Source organism: Vibrio hannami, from assembly GCF_029589055.1.
In the GTDB taxonomy this organism is placed as follows: domain Bacteria; phylum Pseudomonadota; class Gammaproteobacteria; order Enterobacterales; family Vibrionaceae; genus Vibrio; species Vibrio hannami.
Genome location: NZ_JARQZP010000003.1, coordinates 1046853 through 1061829, shown reverse-complemented (window position 1 = coordinate 1061829; position 14977 = coordinate 1046853). Strand labels below are relative to the sequence as shown.

At 43.6% G+C, this 14977-nt stretch carries 8 protein-coding genes and 3 pseudogenes; 6 read left to right on the top strand and 5 right to left on the bottom strand.

The window, feature by feature from the left end; all coding sequences use genetic code 11:
• Positions 1-41 precede the first annotated feature (41 nt).
• The 3 genes from rbsB to P7F88_RS06480 all read left to right on the top strand — a co-directional run bounded on the left by rbsB (position 42) and on the right by P7F88_RS06480 (position 3013).
• Complete coding sequence (gene rbsB / locus P7F88_RS06490) at positions 42-920, top strand: ribose ABC transporter substrate-binding protein RbsB (protein WP_277822979.1); 879 nt, start codon at positions 42-44, stop codon at positions 918-920.
• Positions 921-1038: 118 nt separating this feature from the next.
• Positions 1039-1959: a ribokinase gene (rbsK, locus tag P7F88_RS06485; protein ID WP_277822977.1), complete on the top strand. Its 921-nt coding sequence runs from the start codon at positions 1039-1041 to the stop codon at positions 1957-1959.
• A gap of 43 nt (positions 1960-2002) precedes the next feature.
• Positions 2003-3013: a substrate-binding domain-containing protein gene (locus P7F88_RS06480; RefSeq protein ID WP_277822975.1), complete on the top strand. Its 1011-nt coding sequence runs from the start codon at positions 2003-2005 to the stop codon at positions 3011-3013.
• A 7-nt stretch (positions 3014-3020) separates the two neighbouring features.
• Here P7F88_RS06480 and P7F88_RS06475 read toward each other — a convergent pair.
• Positions 3021-4701, bottom strand: a pseudogene (locus tag P7F88_RS06475) (RluA family pseudouridine synthase).
• Positions 4702-4963: 262 nt separating this feature from the next.
• Between P7F88_RS06475 and P7F88_RS06470 the strand changes: the two are divergent.
• From P7F88_RS06470 to P7F88_RS06460, 3 genes are read left to right on the top strand one after another with little or no spacing between them, the layout of a single operon-like run.
• Complete coding sequence (locus P7F88_RS06470) at positions 4964-7015, top strand: TonB-dependent receptor plug domain-containing protein (protein WP_277822973.1); 2052 nt, start codon at positions 4964-4966, stop codon at positions 7013-7015.
• Between the two features lie 39 nt (positions 7016-7054).
• Positions 7055-7552 (top strand): YfiR family protein, encoded by a 498-nt coding sequence (locus P7F88_RS06465; protein WP_277822971.1) that lies wholly within the window; start codon positions 7055-7057, stop codon positions 7550-7552.
• The gene (locus P7F88_RS06460; RefSeq protein WP_277822969.1) at positions 7549-9546 is read left to right on the top strand and encodes a bifunctional diguanylate cyclase/phosphodiesterase; all 1998 of its coding nucleotides are present in this window, start codon (positions 7549-7551) and stop codon (positions 9544-9546) included. Before P7F88_RS06465 ends, P7F88_RS06460 begins: the two co-directional genes overlap by 4 nt.
• A 98-nt stretch (positions 9547-9644) precedes the next feature.
• On the opposite strand, the pseudogene P7F88_RS06455 reads toward P7F88_RS06460, so the two are convergent.
• From P7F88_RS06455 to P7F88_RS06435, 4 genes and pseudogenes are all read right to left on the bottom strand, one after another.
• A pseudogene (locus P7F88_RS06455) lies at positions 9645-11202 on the bottom strand (AbgT family transporter).
• A gap of 140 nt (positions 11203-11342) precedes the next feature.
• Positions 11343-12233, bottom strand: coding sequence for a DMT family transporter (locus tag P7F88_RS06450; protein ID WP_277822967.1), 891 nt, complete (start codon positions 12231-12233; stop codon positions 11343-11345).
• A 127-nt stretch (positions 12234-12360) separates the two neighbouring features.
• Positions 12361-13645: pseudogene (locus P7F88_RS06445) on the bottom strand (alanine/glycine:cation symporter family protein).
• Positions 13646-14150: 505 nt separating this feature from the next.
• Positions 14151-14972 (bottom strand): D-amino-acid transaminase, encoded by an 822-nt coding sequence (locus P7F88_RS06435; protein ID WP_277822961.1) that lies wholly within the window; start codon positions 14970-14972, stop codon positions 14151-14153.
• Positions 14973-14977: the final 5 nt, after the last annotated feature.

The window sequence follows — 14977 nt, the reverse complement described above, 5'->3', positions numbered from 1 at the left end:
TAACTAAGAAACTGAAACATCAGAAACAAAGGACTACAACAATGAAAAAGATTGCTACTCTTATCTCCGCTGCTGTTCTGTCTGCTTCAATGAGTGCGACAGCGTATGCAGAAGACACTCTTGCGGTCGTGGTATCTACACTGAACAACCCATTTTTTGTATCGATGAAAGATGGTGCCGAGCAGAAAGCGAAAGAGCTTGGCTATAAGCTGATAGTGCTTGATTCTCAAAACGATCCAAGTAAAGAGCTTTCTAACGTTGAAGACTTAACGGTGCGCGGCGTTAAAGCAATTCTTATTAACCCTACGGATTCAGATGCAGTTTCTAACGCTATCCGCATGGTCAATCGTACTAAGATCCCTGTACTGACTCTGGACCGTGGTGCATCACGTGGCGAAGTAGTTTCTCACATCGCTTCTGATAACGTAGTGGGCGGTGAACTGGCAGGTAACTTTATTGCAGAAGTTGCGGGTAAAGACGCTAAAGTGATTCAGCTTGAAGGTATCGCTGGTACATCTGCAGCACGTGAGCGTGGCGAAGGTTTCATGAATGCAGTTAAAGGCACAAACATGGAAATTCTGGCTAGTCAGCCAGCTGACTTCGACCGTACAAAAGGTTTGAACGTAATGGAGAACCTGTTAGCAGCTAATCCGAACGTACAGGCAGTATTTGCACAGAACGATGAAATGGCACTTGGTGCGCTTCGCGCGGTACAGGCATCAGGTAAAGATGTGATGATCGTTGGCTTCGATGGAACGGATGACGGCGTGGCAGCGGTTAAGCGTGGTGATATGGCAGCAACGGTTGCTCAGCAGCCAGAATTGATCGGTGCGCTAGGTATCGAAACTGCTGACAAAGTTCTTAAAGGCGAGCAGGTTGAAAACTACATCCCAGTACCTCTGAAACTGGTTCTTAAGTAATTATTTAAGTATACAAAAACTTAAGAAATAGAAATCAGCTTCCCTCTCTTTTCCCTAAATGGGAGGGAAGTATCATCGTCATTCCTTTTTTAATATCTTCATTTGGTAGGTTATTCTCATGAGCAAGCTAGTAGTTCTAGGCAGTGTTAATGCTGATCATGTATTAAAAGTTCCTTCTTTTCCTCGTCCGGGTGAAACTCTGCACGGAAACGGCTATCAGGTTATTCCAGGCGGTAAAGGTGCGAATCAGGCCGTCGCTGCAGTTCGACTTGGTGCTGACATTGGGTTTATCGCCAGCGTAGGAGATGATGCTTTTGGTGTAGGAATCCGAGATAGTTTTGCTAGCGAGGGAATGAACACCGAAGCGGTGTTTATTGAAGAGAATACGCCAACCGGCATCGCCATGATTCAGGTATCTGATTCCGGTGAGAATAGTATTTGTATCTCTGCAGAGGCAAATGGCAAGTTAACCGCTGACAGAATCAAGCCTTGCTTAAGTGCTATTCAGGATGCAGATTACTTATTAATGCAACTGGAAACACCGATGGAAGGTGTTGAGCTTGCTGCAATTGAAGCCAAAAAAACAGGCACAAAAGTCGTACTGAACCCGGCTCCTGCAAAGGAGCTTGGCGATGAACTTCTTAATCATGTAGACATCATCACACCGAATGAAACCGAAGCTGAAGTACTGACCGGAGTAACTGTGTTTGATGATAAATCAGCTCAACTGGCTGCTGATGTGCTACATGCAAAAGGCATTTCTACTGTTATGATCACGTTGGGTTCTAAAGGTGTGTGGCTAAGCCTGAAAGCGGGCGAGGGCAAGATCATTCCTGGATTTAAGGTTGAAGCAACGGATACGACGGCGGCGGGTGACACCTTTAATGGTGCATTAGTTACGGGATTACTGGATGGTAAGTCACTAGAAGAAGCGATAATTTTTGCTCATGCCGCTGCTGCTATCTCAGTAACAAGATTTGGGGCACAAACTTCTATTCCCAATCGTGAAGAAGTTGAAGGTTTTATTAAAAATCAATAATCTAGTCCGTCATATATCGGAGCAGTAATAACAGGATGATGTCATGGCAACAATGAAAGATATTGCAAAACTGGCTGGAGTTTCTACCTCCACGGTAAGCCATGTCATTAACCAGAGCCGATTTGTAAGCGAAGAGATCTCTGAAAAAGTTCAAAAGGCAGCAAAGGATCTAAATTATGCCCCTTCTGCGTTAGCTCGTAGCCTCAAGATGAACCGTACGCGCACCATTGGCCTAATTGTAACGACTTCGACAAACCCGTTTTTTGGTGAAGTGGTGAAGGGTGTAGAGCGGCGATGCTACCAACAAAACTACAATCTTATACTTTGTAATACAGAGGGGGATGAGGAGCGGATGAAGTCGTCCATCAATACACTGTTAGAAAAGCGTGTTGATGGCTTATTGCTGCTTTGTTCCACCCTGGAAGGCCAATATCTGGACGTATTTGAGCGATACCCGGATATTCCAACTGTTGTTATGGATTGGGGTGAAACCCACTTCCCAAGCGATAAGATTAAAGACAACTCCCAGTTAGGTGGTTATCTGGCCGCTAAGCATCTGATCGAGAGTGGGCATAAAGAGATCGGTTGTATAACCGGGCCACTACAGCGTCATCAGGCGCAAATCCGTTATGCGGGCTTTTGTCAGGCGCTAGAAGAAGCTGAACTGCAATTGCGTAAAGATTGGATTGTAGAATCGAACTTTGAGTGTGATGGCGGTGTCGATGCGTTTAATAAGCTGTTTGAAAAACATGGCAAAGATGGACTTCCAACTGCTATCTTCGCCTGTAACGACATGATGGCGATGGGCATAATCAACGCAGCGAATAAACACGGAATTTCAGTACCAGAAGATATTTCTATTATTGGTTATGATGATGTTTATATTTCTAGCTTTATGGTGCCGCCTCTGACTACAATTCATCAGCCTAAGTACCGTCTTGGTAAAGCGGCTGTGGATACGCTTTTACAGAGAATCGAAAACAAAGGGGAGGCTCTAGAGGTATTGCCTTTAGAGCCAACTTTAGTCGTCCGGGACAGCGTTAAAGTTCTCTAGAGCTTGTTCAGAAAGACTCTTTTGCTCTGAACGTCATTGGTTCCCTTGTAATTGGATGCTCAAGGCTCAAAGACTCAGCGTGTAAGTGCAGTCTCTTTTCACTCTGACCATAAAGGTCATCACCCACAATTGGCATATTTAATCCATCCTGATGAGCACAATGCACCCGAAGTTGGTGCGTTCTGCCGGTTTTAGGGTAAAGATAAACTTTACACTGGTTCTCTCTTATTTCGACTTTTTCCCAGCGGGTTTCTGCCGGTTTACCGTGTTTGAAGCAAACGAGTTGCCTTGGGCGATCATCCTGATCACCGCGCAATGGCAGATGTATTTCTCCACTATCCAGCTCAGGAACCCCCTCAATTAAAGCAACATAACGCTTCTGTACTTCCCGGGTAATAAACTGCTTGTGAAGTTGTTTTTGCGCCCGGCTACTCAAAGCCAGAACGATCAGGCCTGAAGTAGACATATCGAGGCGGTGAACAACCAGCGTACCTGTTGCTTCCGGGAACATGTTCTTAATACGAGTATAAACCGAATCTTGAATATTCTTACCAGGAACGGACAGAAATTCAGCGGGCTTGTTTACTACCACCATATGCTCATCTTGATAGATGATCTCAAGTTCTTTGCCTTCAGCCGGATTCTTTAACAGAGGATTTTCATCCATCTCTATGCCGGCAAGCATATGACCCAGAATTGGTTCGCACTTTCCTTTACAGGACGGATAGAAGTTTTTATGGCGTCGTATCTCCGATTTTGGCGAAAGTCCCCACCAGAACTCCGCCATCGACACCGGAGTTAAGCCGTGAATAAAGGCATACTGCAGTAGTTTGGGCGCAGCACACTCACCTGCACCTGCTGGTGGTACTACTGCACTGGTGTCTTTAAATATATCGAGAAGGTCTTTTACTTCGCTAAACGTATTCAGGAATCGGTAACTTTCGAATAACTGTTTCTGGAGCCTGTTTGAACGTGTTTTACGTTCCGCTTTCAGAGCATCAAGTGGTTGCTTCTGATGGTTAAATACCTCCTGAGCTTTTGCTATTTCTTGCTCCCAGTGGGCTTTCAGATCCCTTAGTTGTAGCTTTTCGATAACGCTTTGCTGGTTCAGTTGTTGTATCAGTTCAGAGTGCTCCTGAGTAGACATGCCGGGAGCGGGTGTATTGCGAAGCGCCTTTTCTTTTTTTGCGATTCTCGGTCATTGCCAAGCGGTGAGCAGTAATGGCTCTTTCAGATTCTGTTTTTGCTTTGTTTAACTCAATTTCCGCATGTTTTATTTCTTCATTAGCTTCCAGTCTTTCAATTCTACGATTAATAGCGTTTATCTCTTCTTGTTCAATTAAGAAAAAGCTATCTTCAGTCAGCATATCAAACACAGGTGGCACAAATCCTGGTATCAGATTCTTGTCTGCCATCTTTCCTGAAAATGCGGATAAGTAACCAAGTTCACCTTCTCTGTTCTTTACCACCAGAACACCGAACATTTTACCGATGGCATCTGCTGTATTTCCCTCTAATCCAAAATTGTGTTGCCACTCATCTTGAGTCTCCAGGTAGTGTTGCAGTTCGGACACTGCAGCAATACACAAGGGGTGGGGACGATAATAGAAAGGAAAAGTAAACTTCTCTGGGAGAGAAATACTGTCAATAGATTGCTTAAAAGGTGTGAAACAAGAATCGTGGCTCATAGTGGTTAGCGGTGGAGTCGGTTAAGAGTGTTCAGCGAAGAATTCTACCTTTTTATTGCCGCGTTTCACTACGCTTGCGGCAGAAGCTTTTGAAAATCAATTGATTCTTTTGTTAATACGCATAACGTATTGAATGTAAGGGTAATTTAGAGCTGTTTCGCAATTCTTTGATATAACCATGGTGAATAATTGTATGCGGTTCCGAGGTTCTAGTATTTATCACTTTGACGTTTGAGGTCGTTGCTTTGATAGGTGTTGGAATATGAGATTATATAGAATGACTGTGTTGAGCAGTCTATTACTGCCATATGCGGTTTTAGCCAGTGATGTAGGGGACTCTCTGCTGGACCTAGATTCGTTGATGGCGTCAGACGTTCAGTTATCTTCGGTCATGAAAAGATTACAATCAGCAAATGAGACCGCCGCATCCGTCTATGTGTTGTCGGGAGAAGAAATCCGACGTTCAGGTGTCAGCTCTATTCCACAGGCACTGACTCTAGTGCCTGGGATTCAAGCTAGAAAGATAGACAAAAACTTATGGGCTATCACATCTCGAGCAGTGGCAAGCCGATACTCAAGTAAGCTTCTCGTGATGGTCGATGGTCGCAGCGTATATGATGTTGTTCATGTCGGGGTAAATTGGGAAGCACTTGATATTCCTCTATATGATATAGAGCGAATAGAAGTTGTACGTGGGCAAGGGGCGTTATTATGGGGAAGTAACGCAACAAACGGTGTGATTAATATCATCACAAAGCACACTGAGGACACAAGAGGGCTGACGGTTCAGGGGAGCCTAGGTGACCAAATCAACCATAATGTGGGAGTGAGTTATGGTAAAGCACTAGATAAATCTGGGTCATATCGTGTGCATGCGGTAAGCAGGGAGCACAATGCGTCGGATAGAACGGAGTTTGGGTCGAAAGCAAATGACAGTTCGAGTGTTTATGGGATAGGAGGAAGGCTTGATTTAAATCTTTCTGAACGCCTTTTCATGTTGTTCCAAGCTGGTTATCAGGAAACTAAGCCTTCAGGTATGCTTGAGGTGCCAGAATTAGCCACTTTTGTAAATCATCATACTGACATTGAAACCGATCGTAAGGACTCTTTTTTTAGTGGCAAAATTGAACATTCACTAGATTCGAGAACAACTCAGGCATTTCAATTCTCCTATTCTTTCGTAGACAGCAAATCTATATTTTTTGAAGAAAATCAGAAGCAATTCGATGCTGATTACCAGCTTAATACCGAAATCAATCAACTGCGATTTGATATGGGATTGAACTATCAATATATCGATCTCGCTATTGAGGATACCGCGTATGTGTCCCAAATTAATAATGTCGATGCCCTTGAGCATTATGGTGCATTTCTGCAGGCTGAATACGAGCTAATACCGCAAACATTAAACCTCACTATTGGAAACAAGTCAGAGCACAATAGTATTACTGGCTGGGAGCACCAGCCTATGCTCAAGATGGTTTGGATGCCCGATATTCAACATACCTTTTGGACCTCAGTATCTCAGGGAGTTCGAATCCCATCATTGGCGGAATATGATTTTGAGCTTTTGACCAAGAGTGCGAAAGCGTCTTACATCATCCCGGGGTTAGACACTCAGATAAAGAGTGTGCTGAGAGGGAACGAAGACATCGACGCGGAAAAGTCGGTTTCACAAGAGTTTGGTTATCGTTTTATAGATCATTCGTTTAGCCTAGATTTATCTGGCTTTTACACCAAATCAAGAGATGTACCTGCTATAGATACCGAACTCGGGCCTCATACTGTAGAACAGCTTTTAGGCGCGTATCAGTCAGACCTGTTGTTCGGTACTAATTTTCTACCAGGATTATTATCTTCTTCAACTATTAACTATTCGTTCGTTTCTGGCATAGAACTAAACACCTATGGTGGCGAGTTATTGATAGCCTGGCAAGCGACAGAAAACCTAAAAACGGAGTTTAGTTATAGTTATACCAATTATGAATATGAACTTGGATCCCAACTTCGGAGCGCGGTTGGTTTTGATTCAGAGCTACAACATTGGTTGGCTAAAGCGATATGGTCAGTAAATAGTCATCATTCACTTTATTCAATTGTTCGTCACGAGAGAGGTGAGGCATACGGTACGAATGACTTTACCGCGATTGATGTTAGCTGGAGCTGGCAAATAGACCCTAACTTATTACTGTCAATTACGGGGAACAACTTGTTTTATGGCGACAAGGTTGAATATTCCAATGAGCAGGAAGCGTACGAGGTACCCTCATATATTGAACCATCTATAACAGCGCGAATTAATATTGACTTTTAAGGAAGCTACTCGATGGGGTTACTGCGTGCTAGAAGTTTAATGTTGATTATTTTGTCCTGCTTTGCCGTAGGGGAGGCCACGGCAAATGGAAGAGAGTACGCCTTAAAAGCAGGCTTTATATACAATTTTGCTCGATTCAGTGAGGGCTGGTGGTTCGAGCCAGCAATAGAAAAAACATATCGTATTTGCAGCAATGATGCTGAGTTTATTGGTATCGCGAATCAGGCTCTTAGCACAAGAAGTATCAAAAACCGGCCTGTGGTTTTGAAACTTATCTCAAAACCAGACCCGGATTGTCACTCTCTTTACATCAGCAATAAACAGCCATTCACAAGTATAAATAATATTTTGGAAAGTCATACCGGTATGCTTATCGGAGAAGAAAAAAACTTTATTGATATGGGGGGGCACCTTTCTTTCTTTATTACCGGAGGAAAAATCAGATTTGAAGTGAGCCCGCAAAACCTAAAACAAGCCGGAATAAAACTAAGCTCCAAAGTACTAAGGCTAGGGCGCGTTGTCGAGGATACAAAATGACCGGGTTTAGCAGCATTCCACTTAGTAAATCAATATACGTTAAGTTAGTCACCTTATTGATGCTGGTATCAGGCATTTCTGTGTTGATAACGTCGATCGTACTTTCTGCTTATGAACTGGAGCGAATGGAAACTGCCGAAGAGCGCCGTCTACGTTCTATCGCGGAAATCTTGCAACCTAACCTTACCGCATCCATTTTGTTTGAGGATATTAGTGCCGCGACGGAGCTGATCGAGCCCTTAATGAATCAATCGAGTATTACTCATGCGGTAGTGTTCGATAAAAATAACAATAAGTTCGTTTCTATTTCTAAGCGAAACGAAAAAAATTCTGGTGTGAGAAGTTCTGCGCAGAGAACAATATCGCTTCCTCTAGTCCTTGATGGTGTTAATCATGGATGGCTGGAAATATATGCTGATAATAGCAATCATGCAGAACATATCAGGTTCTACAGTATATTTTTGGGGGTGATTACACTACTTATTCTGGCAATGTGTCTTATTGTCTCTATCTGGTTGGGTCGCCGGTTTGTAAAACCGATTCTTGATTTAGCTAGTATCGCAAACAGAGTGACGAACACTAACGATTATTCGTTAAGAGCTGAAGCTTCCGGTACAGATGAGTTGGGCGATTTGGCGCTTTGCTTTAACAATATGATGGAGCAAATTTCCGAAAGAGACCAAACACTCGAATTAAAAGTTGAGCAACGCACTGTTGAGCTAAATATTGTTAACCAAAAACTACACAGTCAGGCATACAAAGATAGCCTTTCTGGTCTTCCAAACAGACGTCATACCTATGAGCTAATAAATAACCTTATTCAGACACTACCTGAGGGTAATACATTTGCATTGTTATTTATCGACCTGGACGGTTTTAAAGATGTTAACGATACTATGGGCCATGACTTTGGGGACATGCTCATTATTGCTGTTGCACAAAGGCTTAAGCAGGCTATTAATATAAACGACACCATAGCCAGGTTAGGGGGCGATGAATTTACCATTATTGCAAATGACTGGACAGACAAAACTAAGTTATCTCAATTTGTTGAAGGGATACATCAAGAGCTTAGTGAACCTTTTATTATCAGTGGTGAGCGTATTCTAGTATCAGCGAGTATTGGTATCAGTACTTATCCCGATAATGCACGCAGTTGTGAAGAGTTGATGAAAAACGCAGATCTCGCTATGTATCAAGCAAAAGCAGAAGGACGCGATGGGTATTGCTTTTTTAAAGATGAAATGTTGGAGCGCATTCAGAAAAAGCGCCAAATGCTCGATGACCTGAGAGTGGCTATTGCAGAACAACAACTCGAACTCTATTTACAACCTATTATTGCTCTGGATAGTGGAAAAATCGAAAAAGCGGAAGCGCTTATTCGTTGGCACCATCCGGTAAACGGACTGGTTTCTCCCGGAGAGTTTATACCGCTAGCAGAAGAAAGCGGTCTTATCAATGATATTGGGCTTTGGGTTGCGAATCGCTCAATAGAGATTATATCTAATATCCGACGCAACTATGACCCAGATTTCTGCCTGGGATTCAATGTGTCTCCAATTCAGTTAAAGTCTGGCAGTAAATGGCTTAATAAGTTCACCGAAGCCTTATTCCGAACCAGCTTAGGCGAGAATGCTCTATTGATAGAGATAACTGAGAATGTACTTATTCAGAGTGATTCTAAAGCGCTTCATCGGCTGATGTCGATGAAAGATCTTGGTGTGAATGTAGCGATTGATGATTTCGGGGTAGGTTACTCATCTTTGTCATATCTACAGCAGTTCAAAGTACATACTCTTAAAATTGATCGCTCCTTTATAGACAAACTAGATGCGGATTTTGCTAGCGAAACTCTCTGTAATACGATGATAAAGATGGCCAAAAACTTAGGTATTCAGGTGGTGGCAGAGGGTGTAGAAACGCCTATTCATGCGGCTAAACTAAACACCATGGGGTGCGATTATGTGCAGGGTTTTTGTATCACAAGCCAATGAAACAATCAGAGTTTGAAGTGTTAATTGAACAAGATAAGAAGTGTGCTATCGGTCGCTGAATAGGACTGCAGCAGCCATAGGCTGCTGCAGAATTTTTATTACATGCTGTAAGTGTACGGAGCCTGAATACCCAGAGGAATGCCAAGAGCCCAGTATGCAAGCAAGAAGACAGTCCAGCCAATCAGCATTGCAATAGAGAATGGCATCATCAGAGAAGCCAGAGTACCGATACCAGTTGACTTGACATAGCGTTGGCAGTAAACCACAACTAGTGGGAAGAATACCATCAGTGGTGAGATAATGTTCGATACGGAGTCACCAACACGGTATGCCGCCTGAGAAAGCTCTGGTGAAATACCAACTGCCATCAACATTGGAACAAGAATAGGACCAATCAAAGCCCACTTCGCTGATGCAGAACCTACAAGCAGGTTAACAAACGCAGTAAGCAGAATCATACCCACAACCGTTGCCTGACCAGGTAGATCCATTGCCTTAAGACCTTCAGCACCGTATAGCGCTAGCATAGTACCGATGTTTGACTGGCTAAATGCTGAAAGGAACTGAGCACAGAAGAACGACATTACAATGTAAGCACCCATTGTTGCCATTGTATCTGACATTGCTTTGATTACATCGTTGCTCGATTTGAATGTGCCTGAAACTTTGCCGTAAACGATGCCTGGGATAATAAACAGGATGAAAATCAACGGAACAATTGACTGCATTAACGGTGCACTGAAAGCCGTGATTTCGCCTTCTGGTGAACGAAGTGCTGAGTTTTCAGGCATGATTGCGAATACTAGAAGAGCGATACCAGCAAGCATAGAGTAGCCTGCCCATTTGAACGCTTTTGATTCAGTTTCAGTGAAAGTGCCCAGATCTGGTGCTTCTTCTGCATCTTCATCTACAGGGGTATTTACCAAGCGAGGTTCAATGATCTTCTCAGTTACATACCAGCCGATAGCAACAATGATCACTGATGAAAGACCAGTAAAGAAGATGTTAGCTAGTGGGTTGATAACGTACTCTGAATCCAGTACCTGCGCAGCTGTTTGAGTAAAGCCAGCCAGTAGTGGATCGATGCCAGAAGGGATAAAGTTTGCTGAGAAACCACCGGATACACCAGCGAATGCAGCAGCGATACCCGCTAGAGGGTGACGACCAGCAGCGTGGAAGATGATACCACCTAATGGGATAACAAGAACGTAACCAGCATCAGCAGCAGTGTGTGACACGATAGCTACCAGGATAAGCATTGGAGTAAGAAGCTTCTGCGGTGAAGTTAAGCATCTTCTTAAGGCCAGTAGTGATGAAGCCAGAAGAGTCTGCAACGCCTACACCCAGCATAGCAACTAAAACGATACCAAGAGGAGCAAAGCCAGTGAAGGTTTTAACCATATTAGCAAGGAAAGAAGCCATCGCTTCGCCAGTAAGAAGGTTACTGACTACTAGTGCTTCACCGGTTCTTGGGTTGATAAGATCGAATGAGACATTTGAAAGTAAAGCGGATGCACCCCAAACAATAAGTAATGCGTAAAAGAATAGGATTGCGGGATCCGGGATTTTATTGCCGGCTTTTTCGATTGCGTTTAAAAAACGGTCCATACCTGACGGTTTACCAGGTTGTCCGTTATTAAGTATTTGATCTGTCATCTGTAACTCTAATATTTTTGCGTTATAAATCATAACCTCCCCCTGACGAGGGGGAGGCTGGAGGGTGATTTTATGAAAAAACAATGAATTCTACGTCAGAAGAATGTCAGAGCAAATAGCGCTGTGAGAAGCTGTCCAGATTAATTTGTTTGAAAACGTGAATGGATTAATCGGCGTAATGAAAAATTGGTAACCATGGTTATCCCTGATAGAACCAGGATTGTCCCGACAAGGGTATTCCAGCCAACGTGCTCATCGAGGATCAGGTAGCCCCATAAAATTCCAAATGCAGGAATAAGGAAGGTAACGGATAGCGCAGAAGCCGCTCCTATCTCTGAAATCAATTTGAAATAAAGCAGATAAGCGACGCCTGTACATATCACTCCTAGTGCGATGACAGAGAAAGCCATATCTGGAGTGGGAACTTCTCTGACTGGCATGACTATAGCCATTGGTAAGACGAGCAACGAGGCTGCCCACATACTTCCATGTGCATTATCGAAAGATGAAATACTAGGTGCTGTTTTTGCGTAGTTGCTAGCGATACCATAACAAGCGGCAGCAAATACGCCTGCCAGAATAGGAAGTAAGGCATTATTGCCAATTCTGGCTGCATCCCATCCTACCAAAATCACAACACCTATAACGCCAACCAGTAAGCCCAAAGTTGCTTTTTTAGTAAGTGGTTCCTTTGTCCAGATGACACTTATAGCGGCTCCCCAGATAGCAGCAGTAGAATTAAGTATTGATAGCGTTGAGGCATTGAGAGTTTGTGCTGCGTAAGCAAATAGTAAAAAGGGAAGGGCAGTGTTGAACAATCCGATAATAAAGAAGTGTTTTTTAAATTCGAGTAAAGGGAGGCGACGCTTTAAATAAAGTGAGGCGATAAAAAGGAATAGAGCTGCTAGTGCTACCCTTGCTTCGATGAGGACTGCTGGTCCCAGTGCCGTAGCGGTTAATCGCATAAAAAGAAATGAGCTACCCCAAATAGCGGCGAGTGCGATCAACTGAATCGTGCTGATAAAAGGCATTGGCTTTCCTTGAGTGCTGTAACGGTAAATGGAGCGTCAGTTTGGCGTTAAACTTAATCAGGTGCAAGAACTAAAAAAGCCCCCGAAGGAGCTTTTATCAACTATTTATGGTGCGAATTAAGCAAAATTAGCTTTTCTTCGGCCACGCTGTCTCATCGATATCAAGATCTGCGAACTTAGCAGAGTCAAACTCTGGGTGTTCTTTACCTTCTGCAAGTTGTGCACGGTAATCTTTTAGTATTCTCATCGCTGTTGGGAACAGCATGATCAGTGCCAGCAAGTTCACTACCGCCAGAATACCCATCATAGGATCTGAGAAGAAGAATACTGAAGTTGCAGCAGGTGCTACAGCACCAGTGAATACAATCAGGATTACAGCGGCACGCAGTACGTGCAGAGCAGATTTGCTCTTAGACATAAATGCTAGTGCGTTTTCACCAAGGTAGTAGTTGTAGATTACCGAGCTGAAAGAGAACAGCAGGATAGCAAATGTCAGGTAGTACTTCGCCCACTCACCAAGATGTGATACTAGTGACTGCTGAGTTAGAACAACACCATCGATATCGGCACCTGGTACGTAAACGTCACCCAGAAGGATAACGAATGCAGTACAGCTACATACGATAATAGTGTCGATAAATACAGACAGAGATTGAGTGATACCCTGGCTGATAGGGTGAGTTACGTCTGCAGTTGCCGCTACGTTTGGCGCTGAACCAAGGCCAGCTTCGTTCGAGAACAGACCGCGACGAAGACCTTGTGCCAGTGCAGCGCCCATACCACCACCAACGGCTTCTTCAAGACCGAACGCATTGCTTACGATTGAAGCGATAACCGCTGGAAGTTCAGCGATGTTCATAAGAATGATCACTATTGCGATTAGCATGTATGCAACGGCCATGATCGGTACAATTACATCGGCTGCTTTAGCGATACGGTGGATACCACCATAAATGATAAAGCCAACCACGCCAGCGAGGAAAACGCCAGTGTACATGCGGTCAATACCAAGGCTGTCTGCTGCTGCGCCAGCTACAGTGTTGCCCTGGAATGCGTTAAAGCCGATTGCGAATGAAGCGATCAGACATACAGCATATACGTAAGCCAACCAGCGGTAGTCTTTACCAAGGCCATATACAATAGTCTGAGCCGCACCACCACGGAAATCGTCGCCTTCTTTTACGCTTGTATAGCTGAGCCAGAGAACATTCAACCAGGCTGGTTGCCATGCCGACAAGCGCAATCGCCCACATCCAGAATACTGCACCAGGACCACCTAGAGTAATCGCTACTGCGACACCAGCGATGTTACCACCACCTACACGGCCACCAACGGATAGTAAAAGTGCTTCACGGCCTGAGATAGATTTTTCGCCAGCTGTTTGGTTTTTCGTCAGCAATACGCGGAACATGCGTTTAAAGAACCTGAACTGTACAAAATCCGTAACAATAGTAAAGAACAGGCCAAAGATCACCAGGAATGGGATAAGTGCCCAGCCCCAGGTTAGATCACCAATCATCCCAAAAGGATTGTAAAAATTCCATTTGGACTCCTTGAATTATTTCAAATGTCTGTCCTGAGAATAATTATTCAGTAGTGTATATGAGTATTTTGTCGCTACTGCTGGCAAATTATCTTTCGTGATACATCTCGAATTGTATGAAAATTAGCCACTAATCTCAGTACAAGCGGAGGATTATACTGGAAACCGAAGCAGGGAAAAATCTTGACAATGAGAAACTGAGAGATAGAAAAGATGAATGGAAAGCTTATTTCATTATAAATCAGATTGTTAACAGGTGTTGATTTATAACAAAAAATGCCACAAACAAAGATGTGTGTGGCATATTTAATCAATTAATACTGTCTGTTATATAGAAATACCTGTTGATTTCGCAATTTCCAGATATATTTCTCTAAGCTTTTTTAGCTACAGGCCCTGGTTTTCCAGAACCAATAGTTTTGTCATCAATTTGAACAACGGGCCATACAAATGTCGAAGCTGAGCTTAAAAATGCTTCTTCTGCATCGTAGGCTTCTTCAATTGTAAACAGGCGTTCCTCTATTTCGATATTAGCGTCTGAAGCCATTTTCAACAGAGCTGCGCGTGTTATGCCGTGTAAGATGTCGTTACTTAGGGGGCGGGTAACTACCTTGCCTTCTTTTGTTACGATATAAACATTGTTAGAGCTTCCCTCTGTCACATACCCATCTTCGATAAGCCATGTGTCTGAGGCACCTGCTTTGATGGCTGCTTGTTTAGCCATACACGCGGATAATAGCTGTGTTGTTTTGATATCTCTTCGATGCCAACGGATATCAGGTATTGAGATTACCTTAACGCCTTTTTCGGCCTTTGGTGTCTCTACGACAGAGCGAGACTGGGTGAACATCACTACTGTAGGCGGCACATCTTCAGCTGGGTAAGCGAAGTCTCTATCACCAGCGTTGCCTCGGGTTACCTGTAGATAAATCCCACCTTCTATCAGGTTATTACGTCTCGCGATCTCTTTTTGGAGCTCTGTTAACGACTCGGCAGTAAATGGGTTGGTTAATTCCAGTTCGTTACATGATCTCGCTAGGCGAGCAATATGGCCATCGTTGTCCAGGAGTTTGCCATCGACAACTGCGGTGACTTCATAAATCGCATCTGCAAACAGAAAGCCGCGATCAAATATTGAAACCTTAGCCTCTGATTCAGGGAGAAATTCTCCGTTAACGTATACGGTACGTTCCATAGTTT

Coding starts and splice junctions, on each gene's coding strand:
- P7F88_RS06435 (WP_277822961.1), bottom strand. CDS start 14,972: ATGGAACGTACCGTATACGTTAACGGAGAATTTCTCCCTGAATCAGAG.
- rbsB (WP_277822979.1), top strand. CDS start 42: ATGAAAAAGATTGCTACTCTTATCTCCGCTGCTGTTCTGTCTGCTTCA.
- rbsK (WP_277822977.1), top strand. CDS start 1,039: ATGAGCAAGCTAGTAGTTCTAGGCAGTGTTAATGCTGATCATGTATTA.
- P7F88_RS06465 (WP_277822971.1), top strand. CDS start 7,055: ATGTTGATTATTTTGTCCTGCTTTGCCGTAGGGGAGGCCACGGCAAAT.
- P7F88_RS06470 (WP_277822973.1), top strand. CDS start 4,964: ATGAGATTATATAGAATGACTGTGTTGAGCAGTCTATTACTGCCATAT.
- P7F88_RS06450 (WP_277822967.1), bottom strand. CDS start 12,233: ATGCCTTTTATCAGCACGATTCAGTTGATCGCACTCGCCGCTATTTGG.
- P7F88_RS06460 (WP_277822969.1), top strand. CDS start 7,549: ATGACCGGGTTTAGCAGCATTCCACTTAGTAAATCAATATACGTTAAG.
- P7F88_RS06480 (WP_277822975.1), top strand. CDS start 2,003: ATGGCAACAATGAAAGATATTGCAAAACTGGCTGGAGTTTCTACCTCC.